The 13,087-nt window shown below is 57.1% G+C and carries 17 protein-coding genes; 6 read left to right on the forward strand and 11 right to left on the reverse strand.

Translation table 11 applies throughout. From position 1 onward, the window contains the following. Positions 1 to 35: 35 nt before the first annotated feature. The 4 genes from FIV35_RS24805 to FIV35_RS24820 all read left to right on the forward strand — a co-directional run bounded on the left by FIV35_RS24805 (position 36) and on the right by FIV35_RS24820 (position 2,126). Positions 36 to 422 carry a hypothetical protein gene (locus FIV35_RS24805; RefSeq protein ID WP_083377958.1) on the forward strand — a complete coding sequence of 129 codons (387 nt, stop codon included), beginning with the start codon at positions 36 to 38 and terminating at the stop codon, positions 420 to 422. Further along, complete coding sequence (locus FIV35_RS24810) at positions 352 to 954, forward strand: hypothetical protein (protein WP_146375084.1); 603 nt, start codon at positions 352 to 354, stop codon at positions 952 to 954. Before FIV35_RS24805 ends, FIV35_RS24810 begins: the two co-directional genes overlap by 71 nt. After that, the gene (locus tag FIV35_RS24815; protein WP_083377956.1) at positions 951 to 1,805 is read left to right on the forward strand and encodes a hypothetical protein; all 855 of its coding nucleotides are present in this window, start codon (positions 951 to 953) and stop codon (positions 1,803 to 1,805) included. The genes FIV35_RS24810 and FIV35_RS24815 overlap by 4 nt, the downstream gene beginning before the upstream one ends. A 69-nt stretch (positions 1,806 to 1,874) precedes the next feature. Continuing rightward, positions 1,875 to 2,126: a hypothetical protein gene (locus FIV35_RS24820; RefSeq protein ID WP_016969809.1), complete on the forward strand. Its 252-nt coding sequence runs from the start codon at positions 1,875 to 1,877 to the stop codon at positions 2,124 to 2,126. A gap of 39 nt (positions 2,127 to 2,165) precedes the next feature. On the opposite strand, the gene FIV35_RS24825 is transcribed toward FIV35_RS24820, so the two are convergent. From FIV35_RS24825 to FIV35_RS24835, 3 genes are read right to left on the reverse strand one after another with little or no spacing between them, the layout of a single operon-like run. After that, positions 2,166 to 2,630: a hypothetical protein gene (locus tag FIV35_RS24825; protein WP_016969808.1), complete on the reverse strand. Its 465-nt coding sequence runs from the start codon at positions 2,628 to 2,630 to the stop codon at positions 2,166 to 2,168. A 34-nt stretch (positions 2,631 to 2,664) separates the two neighbouring features. Then, the gene (locus FIV35_RS24830; protein WP_016969807.1) at positions 2,665 to 3,201 is read right to left on the reverse strand and encodes a hypothetical protein; all 537 of its coding nucleotides are present in this window, start codon (positions 3,199 to 3,201) and stop codon (positions 2,665 to 2,667) included. A gap of 12 nt (positions 3,202 to 3,213) precedes the next feature. Beyond that, positions 3,214 to 3,801, reverse strand: coding sequence for a hypothetical protein (locus tag FIV35_RS24835; RefSeq protein ID WP_016969806.1), 588 nt, complete (start codon positions 3,799 to 3,801; stop codon positions 3,214 to 3,216). A 223-nt stretch (positions 3,802 to 4,024) separates the two neighbouring features. Here FIV35_RS24835 and FIV35_RS24840 point away from each other — a divergent pair, with 223 nt between their 5' ends. Further along, a complete protein-coding gene (locus tag FIV35_RS24840; RefSeq protein WP_016969805.1) occupies positions 4,025 to 4,915 on the forward strand; it encodes a hypothetical protein in 891 nt (296 codons plus the stop codon). Here the strand turns inward: FIV35_RS24840 and FIV35_RS24845 are convergent. The 7 genes from FIV35_RS24845 to FIV35_RS24875 form a co-directional block, all read right to left on the reverse strand. Next, the gene (locus FIV35_RS24845) at positions 4,894 to 6,834 is read right to left on the reverse strand and encodes a DEAD/DEAH box helicase family protein (RefSeq protein ID WP_083377955.1); all 1,941 of its coding nucleotides are present in this window, start codon (positions 6,832 to 6,834) and stop codon (positions 4,894 to 4,896) included. The two genes, FIV35_RS24840 and FIV35_RS24845, sit on opposite strands and share 22 nt — an antisense overlap. 105 nt (positions 6,835 to 6,939) lie before the next feature. After that, positions 6,940 to 7,170 carry a hypothetical protein gene (locus FIV35_RS24850; protein WP_060765410.1) on the reverse strand — a complete coding sequence of 77 codons (231 nt, stop codon included), beginning with the start codon at positions 7,168 to 7,170 and terminating at the stop codon, positions 6,940 to 6,942. A gap of 2 nt (positions 7,171 to 7,172) precedes the next feature. Then, positions 7,173 to 8,564 carry an exodeoxyribonuclease VII large subunit gene (xseA, locus tag FIV35_RS24855; protein ID WP_060765411.1) on the reverse strand — a complete coding sequence of 464 codons (1,392 nt, stop codon included), beginning with the start codon at positions 8,562 to 8,564 and terminating at the stop codon, positions 7,173 to 7,175. After that, on the reverse strand, positions 8,551 to 8,763 hold the full coding sequence (locus FIV35_RS24860; RefSeq protein WP_013100931.1) for an exodeoxyribonuclease VII small subunit: 213 nt from the start codon (positions 8,761 to 8,763) through the stop codon (positions 8,551 to 8,553). Before FIV35_RS24860 ends, xseA begins: the two co-directional genes overlap by 14 nt. A 73-nt stretch (positions 8,764 to 8,836) precedes the next feature. Then, positions 8,837 to 9,466, reverse strand: a complete 630-nt coding sequence (locus tag FIV35_RS24865) for a hypothetical protein (RefSeq protein ID WP_013100930.1) — start codon at positions 9,464 to 9,466, stop codon at positions 8,837 to 8,839. Between the two features lie 321 nt (positions 9,467 to 9,787). Then, complete coding sequence (locus tag FIV35_RS24870) at positions 9,788 to 10,495, reverse strand: DUF2786 domain-containing protein (protein ID WP_060765412.1); 708 nt, start codon at positions 10,493 to 10,495, stop codon at positions 9,788 to 9,790. Between the two features lie 29 nt (positions 10,496 to 10,524). Further along, positions 10,525 to 11,001, reverse strand: coding sequence for a hypothetical protein (locus tag FIV35_RS24875; protein WP_011154398.1), 477 nt, complete (start codon positions 10,999 to 11,001; stop codon positions 10,525 to 10,527). Between the two features lie 386 nt (positions 11,002 to 11,387). Here FIV35_RS24875 and FIV35_RS29695 point away from each other — a divergent pair, with 386 nt between their 5' ends. Further along, positions 11,388 to 11,648, forward strand: a complete 261-nt coding sequence (locus tag FIV35_RS29695) for a hypothetical protein (protein WP_156796376.1) — start codon at positions 11,388 to 11,390, stop codon at positions 11,646 to 11,648. Between the two features lie 782 nt (positions 11,649 to 12,430). Here the strand turns inward: FIV35_RS29695 and mobI are convergent. Beyond that, a complete protein-coding gene (mobI, locus tag FIV35_RS24890) occupies positions 12,431 to 12,925 on the reverse strand; it encodes a conjugative transfer protein MobI(A/C) (RefSeq protein WP_013100926.1) in 495 nt (164 codons plus the stop codon). Between the last annotated feature and the right edge of the window lie 162 nt (positions 12,926 to 13,087).

Consider the following 13,087-nt stretch of genomic DNA (forward strand, 5'->3'; position numbering starts at 1 on the left):
CCAGTGAGGAGCCGGATTCAAGCACGGAGCTTGTCATGCAGCTGTTCGATGTCGATCTGTTCTCTTCCGCTGGCGTCCAGGAGATGCCTGCCAATGTTGTTCGTGGGCCTGAGAAGACCCTGGCCGAGAAGATTGCCGGGGCGGTCGACGCTGTGAAGCGCGTCGTGCGGGCCGGCAAGCAGCCTGTTGTGGCGTGGAGTGGCGGCAAGGACTCAAGCGTTACGCTGAACATCGCGTTCACTGCAATTCGCGAGCTGGCCACCGAAGGTTTCGCGGTGCCGACCTTGAACGTCATGCACTCCGACACCCTCATCGGTGATCCACTGCTACAACCAGAGCCAGATGCAGCAAATGCAGGCCTACGCGAAGGCTGCCGGCATCGAGTTGAAGGTGTGGGTAGCGAAGCCGGGCCTGAGCAATGACTACCTGGTTAGCTTGGTCGGTGGGCGCATCATCGCCAGCGTTGGCTCCAACGCCAAATGCCAGCAAATGACCAAAGCAGATCCACTGAAGCGAGTGAAGAAGGCAATCCTCAGGGATGTCGCGGCTCGCCTCGGCCGCAAGTGTGCTGATGACGATATCGTTTCGCTGATCGGTACCCGGTTCGATGAGTCTGTGCAGCGCGAGCGGAAAATGTCTGAGCGCGGCGAGAGCGCCTTTGAAGCTGTGAACCTCGCCGCCGGCGCTGGCGGGCACGACTGGGTACTCAGCCCAATCGCTGAAATGACCACCATGGACGTGTTCAGCTACATCGGCCAGGTGATAGCCGGTCGGATTGAGTGCTACGACCGCTTTAATCAGCTGGTTGAGATCTACCGCGACATGAATGGCGGGGACTGCATGGTGAACGTCTACCTGGCAGGGAAACAATCCGAACGCCCCGCGTGTGGCCATCGGACAGTGGCTGCTGGTCATGTACGCGCGTCTCTCGAGACTCGTCGGCCGAGAGCATGATTGCCAAGGAAGGCGGCGAGTACGACTGGCTCAAGCCCCTGAACGACTTGCGGAACTACATCAAGGCCCGCCACTTCGATCCGAGCGCTCGATGCTGGCTGGCGCGCACGATTGATAAGGAAACGGGGACGATAAAAATCGCTCCGAATTCCTACTCGCCGGCATTCACCAAAGAGCTGTTGGGAATCATGCTCACGATCCAGCTCGACGAGTTTGACGCCGCCCAGCAAGCCGGTATCAAACCGCGCTTCACGCTCCTGGATATCCAGCAACTGCTGGCGGTCGAGGCGCTTTGGGGCCGGTATGGATACCAGAAGCCGTTTACCGCAATGAGGGTGTTCCTGGAGGTCTACGAGCAAGGTGTTCGCTATGAGATCCCAGACATCGCGGCGCTGCCAAAGTACACCGAGGCAGACCTGCGCTACCCCGAGGTCGAGGTGCCGTTCTGTGATGATCAGTACCAGGGAATGTTCAACGGCCTGCGCAGTATTTCCCATGCTGCTGCCGATGCTGAGTTCCTGACCACAACACGCAGTGGCATGGTGGTCATGGACGTGGTGACCAGCAGCGGATTCGAGATCGATCGCGAAGGTGCAGAGCTGTTCGTGAACTTCGAGCTGGATAACGCCCTGTCCCGCGTGACCTTCGACCAGTCTCCGACTGCGGGGCTGCATTACCTGATGGGGTTGGGAACCATCGCGATCTACAAGGGCGACCATGGCGACTGGGATCGGATGATGCGGATGTCCAACCAGATTTTCAGAAGCGATCTTCAGCCCATCCTGCATGACCGCGCTGCGCTGATTGCCCGCCTGGGTGGTAGCTCACTGGGTCAGATCGATCTGTTCTGATTCGGGCCGTGTAAGCAACGACCATAATCCTGTGCGACTATACTGTTTTTACATACAGTGAGGCGTGCTATGCCATCTTCGGAACTGCCGCCATTTGAGCCGGTGACGCTCGACGAGTTGCGTCGCATTTGGTCAGCACATGACGATCCTGACATACGCCGCCTGGCGCTCGAAGTAGCTCGATATCGGCGTGTGCTGGCAGAGGTCGACAAGCTCTATAAGACCGTCCACCAGTCTTGGCGCGACCAGGTGGGCGGTGATCTGGTGGCCCTGCACCTCTTGAAACAGGTCATGTATCACGAACGGATGCGCTTGCCCTAATGGCTGGCTGCTTCGTTCTACAGCGCCAGCAGTGCGCCATCAGGATTGAATACGCTCGAAAGTTATTTGGACAGCGCTAACACATGCGCGATACGCAGCGCTGGAATCTTCCTCCAGCTTCCTTAGGATGGCGCGCCCGGCCAGACTCATTCCGCCGTCACGGAGGCTGCCAAGCTCGAGAACCGCGCTCAGGGCCGCGTAATCACTGTTGAACTGCTCCCCGTCATCTTGATCAGCAGTTCCGTCCTTGATCTTTTCAAAGTAGGACATCACTGCCTCAAAGCGGTTAGTGGCTGACTGAATCATGGTCTGTTCCAGTTGGGGCAACGCTGGATCTGCATTCAAAGCTTCATCGCACCGCCGAGTCAGCAGGTCGTGCAGCAGATCGGCATCATTGGCCGCATCCACACAATCGCGGTGGAGCGCATTCTCCAAACTGCTCTTCAGCCAGTAGCTGGTTTCAGGGTTGCTGAGTACCGCTTGAATTTCTTCGTTGATGGCCACTGTTCGATTCCTCTGTCCGGAAGGCGTTGTGTGCTCAGCGATTCACTGCCGGAGCACTGGGGAGGTTGCGGTTTTCCTGCGGAGCCATCGGTTGCCCCATCAGCTCAAACGCCGGCGAAATGAACTCGGCTGTCATGGCCTCGGAAAGCGCCTCCAGCTCGAAGTCGGTCACCTGAAAGCTCCCTGGCCAGATCCTGATGAGTGCCGATTTTCGTGCGACAAGGAATTTCTCCTGTTTGAGCATGGCCTCGTTGACGGCGATACCAACAGCCTCGACAAGCGCATCGCGGCTCCTGAAGAAATGAGTCATGGAGGAAAACGGGCAGTCGATCGGCACTCCGTCGACGATCACTTGATTCGGCTTCAGGTCGATGACGACGCGATTCGCCACCACTTTCCGCTCCGTCCACTCAAGAAACCAAGCCCCGAGAGCGCCAGCAGCAGCGACGATGCCGGCTACTACCCAGGTTCCTTGGCTGGGTGCTTCTACGTCAGGTAACGCAGCAAGCGAGCCCAGTAACGGGAGGGGCAGTATCGCCATCCCCAGTAGGGCTTTCGACAGATCATTCATTATGCGTCCTCGCTAAAAATTGCACGTCGTCGTGTGCGCTTCAACTGCATAACCGCGGCTTGCAGTAATCAGTTGCACCTTACTTTCCAATAACTCGGCGATGATCTTGATCGCTGCCTGACCTCCCAAGCTGTACAGGTGTGCGTCTGCTTCTAGCTCGAACAGGCGTGTCGTACGATCCGGCGTTGTCATGATCAGCAGCAGTACCTGCTGCATGACATGCTCAAACGCCACCTCACAGAGTCGGCGACACAGACCAGTCTTACGGTGAACCGGCGCAAGATAAATGGCCTTGAGCATCAGATGAAAGCTGGTCTCGCCTTTGCTCTGGAGTGCTGTCAACTCAAGGGAACACAGCCCAGCCAAATTGTTGCCAACCCAGATCTCGTGGCACCCTTCGGCCGGGAAATTTGTAGGCGATAGAAGATCACCTTGTGGGCGATCTGATTCGTCGAAAATCCGCGCCCTTTGCGGTGGTGTTGAGAGGCGGTAAGTAACCATCACTGCTCTGCTCATAGGCTCCCCACCAGGATGGTCGTCGAGGTGCAGTACCGCTGGTTGGAGTTCCGGCAGTAGTTTGATCAGGTCAATATCTTTCATAAGGGAAACCGTTGGATCGCTGATGTCGGCCGATTATTCCACGCCGTCAGCGCCAGCAAGGCCGTAATCAGGTCGTAAAGCGGTCAGAAAACGTTCTCCCTACTCAGGGGGATAATTTCTATCTGGAGTGCTTGTATCTGGCCCTATCAGGCATTGCGCCAGCGGCCGTTGGGATTTCGGTAGGAAATGAGACGGTGGCCACCTCCTACCAGGAACCACCAGCATGGAAATCAACCGCCTCCCCGCTTGGCTTCAGGCTTACCGCGATGGCCATCGTCAAGGCAATGCCCAAGCGCTAGCAGCCTATGCCGATTACTACTGCATGGACGGGTCAGCCGACATGGAGCTGGATATTGAGGAGCGGCTTGGCTACATCCCTCCGCCGATGGTCTCGTATGCAAGCCGAACGGGCACACGCCGCAACCTCGCAGCAATGCGCGGGGCGGGTTGGCGTTTACTCGTTTCTGCGGCCGGGGTTCTGCGCACTGAGGGGTTCGAGCATTACGCCTTGGACAACGGAGCGTGGAGCGCTTTCCAGCAGGGCACGCCGTTCGATGAGCGTGCTTTCGGCCGTGCCGTGGATCTTCTTGGCGAAGACGCTGACTGGGTTGTCCTACCTGACATCGTGGCAGGTGGAATGGAGTCGCTGGATTTCAGCCTGCGCTGGCTGGATCGGCTAAAGGGATTCCCTCAAAGGTTGCTCATTGCTGTGCAGGATGGAATGGAACCAGACGATGTGCGTGAGTTCTTGAGCCCATCCGTAGGGATATTTCTCGGAGGGAGCACCCCTTGGAAGCTGCAAACCATGGCTGCCTGGGGTGTCCTTTCTCGTCGCCGCAACTGCTACTACCACGTTGGCCGGGTCAACAGCGCTCGACGGATCGGAATGTGCGCTGCCGCCAGTGCTAATTCCTTCGACGGTACCAGCGTGACACGCTTCGCCGACACGCTGCCTGCGCTCCATGCCGCGCTGTGCTATGCCGATGACCAGGGTGATCTTTTCTCTCTAGCGAAGGAGGACGTTGCAGCCACGCCATTCAATTGCTGTTGGCCGCTGCCTTCGAGACAGCACTGTTTTCATGGAGCCCACCATCATGAAGATGGGGTTATCTGAGCTTTCGCTGCCGTGGACATATCAGACGCCCAGTCCCGGAGATAACCAGGAACGATGAGCTTGTGACGAGCTCTCGATCCACCCGTGTAAAGGGCTGCAAAAGCCCTGCTCGCCGCAATGCGGTCACCAGGCCCTACTTGACTGAGCAAGTCTGGCGCGAGCATCACAGCGTCGATCTCTGAATTGCGTGCGTCCATGACCCGGCCGAGCTGTAGCGGGGCTGTCCCTGACGCATCGAGGTTGAGTAACGATGCCTCGAACTCTGATGAGCTATAGCCCTTACTGAGCATCCGGTCGATGCGCTGAAAGCTACTATTTTTGCTGCCCATGTCCGCCCGGAGATCATCCCAGTTGGTGTACCTGAAGAGCGCGCTGTGGGTTGGCCGTACCTGATCATGGAACAGGCCAATGCAATCGAGAATGAACCGGCGGAAAGTGTTGATTGCTCCAGGTAGCAAGCTGAAGGTCGCGCCAGCGCTCCCCAGGCGCTGAAACCACTCGAATAATCCCCACTCGGAATCAACCAGTATCGTCACGGCCCCGGTGGGAACCTCTGGCTTGTCGTAGTAGACAACCTTTGTCTCGATGCCGTTGTTGCCCTCGAGCGAAGCCAATTTCAGTATCGGGTGTTTGTCGATGAGGGGGTTTATGACTCCCTCGATCTGCCGGCCGGCGCGAATGGAGTGGGTGATCTCGTGCTTGCGGAGTGTGCTAGCCCGTTGGTAGTAGCTCCCATCCAGGCGCTGGCATGCGTCACCCAGGGTAATCACGGGCTGGGTACAGCGGTCGAGAAATACCGAGAGTGGCCAGCTCAGGTCGTGAGCTTCATCGACAATGATGTGGGTGAACTCCAGACCTATGACCGCCTCATGAAGAAGGGTCATGTGCTTGATTCGGTGATAGCCGCGAAGCGGGAGCTGAAGGCGCTGATCGGTTGGTTCTATGGTCTGGTCCCACAGCCTTTGCGCATACCCTACCAGTACCAAGCGATCTACGGCATCGAGGGTAAGCCCTTTGGGGATGTGCTGCTCTGATAAGGCAAGGTCAGTGCTGTTGCAAAAGGAGGCAACCATCCTCGCGCAGGCCGTGGCTACTTGGGCTGGACTGAGCCTACTTATCGACCCGAAGCCTAACCGGGAAGCGATGTCTTCCGGGGTAACCTGGTGCCGAGCGGATGCCCGCTTGCCCGGCCTGTAATAACCGACACTTCGTTCAAGCACGTAGTTGGCGAGATCTCCGAACGTCATTCCTCTCACGTTCGCGGCTCCGATTCGCTGCATCAAGGCCTGGAGCTGCACCGCGGTGAACGCCAGCACGAGTGGTCGACATGATGAAAGCGAGTCCACCAAGCGTTCGATCATGTGGGTCTTGCCGGTACCAGCCAGGCCCTGGATATGGATGCTCTCATCGGGTTCGGCGTGAATAACGCGAAACGTCCGGCTCTGCTGATTCGACAGAGAAATTGTTTTCCCCGATGGGGTCTCGAACGAATGCTTGAGCGGGTTGAGCTTTTGGGTGTGCGCTGCACAGAAGTTGAAGTCCCAGTGGCCACCATTCAGGAATTGCGTCGCGTCCAGCGTCTCCTCATCCAGGAAGCGCAGCCGCAGCCGAGGCATAAGCGCCAGCCCTCGCTCAAACAACTCTCGCTTAAATCGGCCGGCAATCAGGCTAGAAAACGTACCAGGTGGATGCGTTTGGCTCAGTTCCGTTCCAACTGAGATCAACTCGGCCAGGGCCTTCTCAACGAGCATTTCGCTTTTCGGCTTTCCGTCCAGGGCCGGTAAATTCTGGATGACAGCCACCGAAGCCACTTGGGGCACGTCCCACTGCCCCAGTAGGACACGAGCAGAACTACTCGGATCAACCAAGATGTCGGCCTGTGAAGCCAGCAGTGGGATGTAAAGAACCGGGTCGCTCACACTTTTATCTCGGTGAAATGAACATCGTCGACCGCCACCAGCACTATCGCCGGCGGCGGGCCCAGCTATCCAGTGTATGCCAGGCCAGCCGAAGGTCACACTTTCTCAACGCCGGTACCAGTTGAGCTGGTAGCACCTGGCGTCCTCGGGAATCTGATCGGGTGGCCAGCGCAGGCAATCCAGATACAGGCGCTCAGGTTTGCTTGGGCTGGGCCGAGTAGCCTGCACCAGGTAGGCCGAGCCACCGGAAGTGAGGATGTAGTCGCCAGCGCTCAGGTCGCCAGCGCCATCGATGTACAGCTTGCATGGGGTGTAAGGTTGGCCGCGACTAGCCATATTCAGCGATCCTCAACTGCGGCGATGACATGGCCATCGGCGAAGGCCAGATCCAGCTTGCCTGCATCGCGAGCCTGCTGGGCACTGCTGATTATCTCCCCACCAGGGCCACGGACTAAGGCAAAGCCTCTCCCGAGCAGTGCAAGCGGATTTGTCTTGTCGTAGACCGTGCATGCAAGCTCCAGGCGCGAAATTTCCTTGGCGATCAGCGCCCTACTCAGAGAGGCCACCCTCGAGGCGGCAAACAGCCCCCTTTGGCGCTCAGCTACACACAGACCAGCCCCGAGCCTTGAAAATCGATCCTGCGCGAGCTGGAGGGCCATGCGCTGTTGGCTGAGGAGGCGGTCCCGGCCTTTGTCGAGGCTGCTTTGCTGTTGCAACAGTTGCCGATGCTCCCCATGGAGCGTTTCCGTCACCCGCCGGCTGAAGGTGCTCCAAGCGCGATCCAGATGCGGGGCTTGCCCAGACACCAGGCGCAAGATCATGCCGTTGGCCCGCTCGACCTGAGCCCGAGCAGTTGAGGCCTCAGACATGAGCGCTGTTTTGATGAACCCGATGACCTTCGATGGTGTGTCGAACCGGCGGTGTGCCACGAGGTCAAGCACGCATTCGTCGATCTCGTGCCCAATGCCGGTGAATACCGGAACAGGCAACCGGCACACCCAAGCCGCAAGGTTCGCGTCGTTGAGCCAGGCCAGATCGCTTTTCGCCCCACCCCCGCGGATGATGCATACGGCGTCGAATGGCTGCTGTTGATGTTGCTCATGAACCGTCCGCAACGCAGAGCGGATGCTGTCTGATGCATCACGCCCCTGGAACGTCGCTGAGAAATACTCGAAGCCGCACACCTCGGCCGCAGCCAACTGCTCTGCATCACGCCGAAAATCGGCCAGCCCAGCAGCCTCGTGCGGAGCCACAACCGCAACGCGCCAGAACCCCCCTGGAGAGGGAAGTCCCCGCTGTAGGTCGAACCACTGCCGCTCCTTCAGGGAGGCAATGATCTTCTGCATCTTGGCCTGCATGTCACCCAGCGTGTAGCTCGGGTCGATGCCGGTGACCATCAGGGAGAAGCCAAACTGAGGGGAAAAATCCGCCCTCACTTTCAGCAGGACGTTCATTCCTGCTTGGGGCAGGCCTCCGGTTGCCTGCTGCCACTCACCAAGTACCTTGCCGGCGACGTTCGCAAACATGGTGCACCGTGCCTTCGCGACCTCGGCTCCCTCACGCGACTCCAAGATGTCCATGTAGCAGTGGCCGTTCGGGCGGCGCTTGAAGTCACTGAGTTCTGCAACAACCCAGCAGCTGTCTGGCACCGCAGCACGGATGGCCTTCTGGATCTGGGTAAGGTATGCGCTGAGAGTGAGGTGCTGCTCAATCGGATCAGGTGCGCTCACCGGCCTGTCCCTCTTCAGCGCCCAAGGTTGCTTGAACAACGCCCTCGATGCGGGTAAGCCGGTCGGCGCAGAACTTACGGGCATCCGCAAATTCGCGAGCAAGGGTCTCCAACTCGTCGATGCTCACTTCATTGCGCTCCAGGCGCTTTACCGTCTGGTCGATGAAGGCGATGTTGGCTTCGTAGGTATCTCGGCTCATGTGGGAAGTCCTGGGGAAGATGGGATCAATCAACGTGCCGATTGTCGCAGCTTCCCCAAAAGACCCAACCCTATCAGCCTTCAGGCTGAACCCACGTTGTCTGACCCTCTGGGATCACGCCTCGATTGCAGCCGTATTTGGACAGGTACAACACCCTGCTCTGCCGCAACCAGGCCTCAACGGTTGGAACGATCATCGCGGCATACTCGGCAAGGCTCGGGTGTTTCTTCCAGTCTCCATTGCCGATCGCGGATTCCAGCGAACGGTCATACCAGGCGTTGACCAGCTGCTCGACTCCAGCCAGTTCCTCGCCGGCGGACGGTGCGGAATGGATCAGGTTATGCGCCTCGCGTTTCCTTTGCTCTCGGGTGGCATGTGCAGCTGGTAACGCTCCAAGGGAGAAAAGAGCGTCCTCAAAATTGAGGTGACGCTTCTCGTGAGTAGTCGAGTCCTCGGCTACATCGGGGACGAACGAAAAGCGGCAGAGCTTGCAGTAGACCACGCCACCGTCCTTCCGCTCGTAGTGCTGCTCTAACGAGCGAGCGACCCACTTACGAACTTCGTGATAGCTGCGTGCTTGAAGATGATGCTGCGCCATCAGGTTGAGGCGCTGCGCATGGCTCAGTCCTGGGTGAAGGGCCTTTGCCTGTTTGGCGAGCTTTTTGAGGTTTTCGATATCGCGGAGTGTGATTGGGTTTTGCATACGGCAGCCTCCAAAGGCTGATGCTCTGTGTCCACTTCGGAGCACCCATAAGGGTTCCGTTGGTTTGTCGGTAGTGCTTTCGCTTTGCCAATGTGGACGGCAGGCACCTACCCGTGTGCCGAGAGGAATATCTCTGTCTCGATTGCGAACGTCAAGTGTAATGTCGAATTTCGCCCGGCTGGTTGAAATTTGAGCATCGCCGGGGGAGCGTTCCCAGACCGCCACGCCAGGACTTTATCCACAGGCTTACCCCCACTTTCAGGGGACAAACCTCGGGCGAAAAAAATCCCGCTCGAGCGGGACTTATTCCTGGGCCCTGCGTCATTCCAACTCCAACTGCCTGTGCTCGTCACGCCCCATGGGTTTGTGCAGAGAAACGCTTTCACCGTCCCTTTTGCCCTGAATGTAGGCTCGGTACGCATCCATATCCAGTTTTCGGCGTTTCATCTTTGTGACCGGAACACCTGGATAATTTCTCTGCGTATAAGCGTGGATTGCCCTTTCCACTTCTTCCGTAACGCCGGAAAATTCCTCTACTCGTTTGTGTACGCCGATGATCCATGCTTCCGCATACAGCACCCCCGCTTTGCGCCTTTGAACTGTGCCCTGAATACTGACTCCTGAGAGGTATTTTCTCTTGGAGTCTTTCAGTTGCCGGATAAGCACCTCATACGCATAGGCCGACATTTCAGCGCTACCGATTTCTCCAATAAAAATCAGCGATTGCCCGTCAGGGCCATAGCTGTAGAAACTCACACAGCCAAACGCTTTAGAAACCGTCATCGACAACATGCGAATCCATTGTGGCGGAACGCTTTTGGCTTTACCGATCCGCAGGGAAAATTCTTCCGTCTGGGTGGCATGCACATCGCCTATCTCCAGCTTGAACTTATCCATAAGTTTGCGGGCTTGCCGCATTGCTGCTTCGGCCTCATGCGGGTTGCTGGATTTGGCGAGCGCAAAACATTTCTTGATTCTGTCCAGTGCGCGAGCGCGCTTATTCTTGTCTCCAGTCGCGCACTCACTCACCGCTCAATCCTCCGCTTCGCGACACGTTATTAAGCATGACGCTTCAGCGACAACCAATATCTCCCCGTATTGGGGTTGCTCAGCAAGTATACTTGCTCCATCCCCTCAAAGGAGGTGTCCAACTTTTGGACGCCAGCCCCGAAATACTCCCCCAAACGCGACAACACTTTTTCCTGTTCTGCTTGCGGCTGGTCTTTAAGTTCATCGAGAACCATCTTCAGCTCTGTGATAGCGGCGGCAAAAAACGTTCTTGCTCGCAACGCATCCGCTTGCCCGAGCGTTGACTCGTATTCACTAAGCACTACCGCCATCGCCATAGAACTACGCTCACGCAACCCTGCGCACTCCTGAGTGAGTACGATTGCAATTAGGAGATCATGACTGCCCGGAATGTCTGCATGCAGCACCTCCAATATTTCCTCAGACCACTCCTTATCCGCAGGGAGGTTGTATCCTTCAAGAGAAAAACTACCGCTGGCCCCGATCAACTCATTAACGCCGTACATAAAATCCCCTTGTCCCTAAATTTGTGGTTCACCTTAACAACATGCATCCATCCGCTTCGCGACACGTTTAAAAGCGCACGAACGCAGCATCGAACTAGATCTTCCTGTTTGATTCGTAACTGATTCGGTTCATCAGGCAGTAGTCGACAGTGTATCCATCTATCCGGGTAACGATTTCCCCAGTCAAATCGAGCAGAGCAGATGCCCCTGCGTAAAATCCAATTCCGCCGCTGGCATATTTTCCGCTCCGAATCTGGAATCCTTTGGCGTCAGTGATGGATACGCCGGATATTTCGTGCCATAGGAGAAATACACCCTCCCCGTACAGGCCGTCATCCCGCACTGAAAAAAGAACCTGCCGGAGTTGGCTCCCATGGGCAACGCCTATGAAATCGCCGTTTGGTAGCACCGGCGGGAATAACCTGCCGTCATCTCTTTTTCTAAACTCCAAATGTCACCGCCTGTTCATTGCCGTGTTTCGCCGGCTCTTTATGTTCGATATCACGCTGGTGACAACCAATGCTGACTTGATCGACAAGCTTACGCAGCAAGCGATGCCGGTAATGCACATGCCAGTGAAAACCATCCCGTGGATTGCTGATGTCCATGCTCCGAGGTATGGCAGGTTCGCGAAGATCATTCGCTAGGCCCTCCCCTTACGCTCGCAGATTTGCCAGCCAAGGCTTTCATCGCCGCCCGCAGTTTCGCGCAGTCGGTTTTCGCATCGCTGAGTACATACCTCGATCCGTAGTAGGTCAGCCAGGCGGTTGCTAACCCGGCACTCAACGCGCCGATTGATCCAAGCAGTAGTTCCAGTTGTTCGCTCCCGAGCATGAGATTTACTCCCTCTCAATCCTGGCTGCTTACTCCAGCCCGCAAATTTGCGCTGTGCCAATGCTCCCACCATCGCAATCAATCCCAAGGATTTAGTGCGCTCCGAATCCGCTGCCCGCCCTCTACCTGCCCGCAGGTGCTTGCTCACTTCCGTTACACCCCCTTCACCCGCTTCGCGACACAGGTTCAGGAAAACCACCCTCACACCACCTCGCTTGCTTATGGGAGTCTGACGGTTCACCTCACATAGAGAGAAAATCGCATTGGGGCTAGTTTCATGCGCGCCGCTCTGAAAGGCCCGCGCAACGGGGCGTGTAGCGATATCCACGTCAGATGGTTGCCGTGAAGGGGTGTCGTCATCGCCAAAGGGGTGTCGTGAAGGGGTGTTGTGAAGGGGTGTTGCTGGACTGAAACGCCCGCCCGCTAAGGCGTCGCGGCTATTCAGCCGGGTCAGTTTGCAGCAAACGGTACCGTGAAGAGGTGTCGTCATCGTCGAAGGGTGTCGTGAAGGGGTGTCGTGAAGAGGTGTTGTAGGTCGGAGCCCTTGATTTTGTTGGGCTCCACCATTTTTCGGCACAGTTCCCAGGCGACTCGCTTAGTCGGACGTTGCGGGGTAATCATGAGTGATGAACGCAGAAATCGAGCCGTCAACCACGCCAGCTTTCTTCACCGCAGGGACAAGCTGACGGCGGACTCGCTGAATGACCGAGCACGTTTCCCGGATCTCGGCGAGCTGGATTTCGTAGGCCCGAACGATGTTCTTCAAGGGCTCCTTGACGAATGAGAACGACGAGACCGGGTACTTGCTTCCCTGACCCTTATTGATTGTCCGGATGACCCGCGGTTTCTTGGCTTCGCCTTCCTTGAGCCTCGGCAAAATGACTTTCGCCCATTCGATGGTGACGGCATTCGGGCTGGATTGCCGGATACGGATCACGATCGGTATGTGCCCTGGCTTACCTGCGTGCAGTGAAAGGGCTGTCTGGAAGAAAGAGTCGCGCAGCTCCTCCGCTCGGCCGACAAGGCTGGAATAGACGCGATCAAGCTCCGCTACTGCTGGGTGCTTGGGGGCTTCAGAGGGTGAGTTCATATGTTGCTCCTTTGTGGATGGGAGCATTTTGCGGGTCGACAGAGAAGGCGTGGATCGTTTTCAGACGCTAAAACGTCCTGAAAACGAAGCCCAAAGCTTTCAGGAAGGCTGATTATTACGGTGCGTCGTCATCTGGTGACCGGGTGATGCAGATATAGCGCT

Origin of the sequence: Pseudomonas rhodesiae (assembly GCF_007858255.1) — a bacterium.
Lineage (GTDB): Bacteria > Pseudomonadota > Gammaproteobacteria > Pseudomonadales > Pseudomonadaceae > Aquipseudomonas > Aquipseudomonas rhodesiae.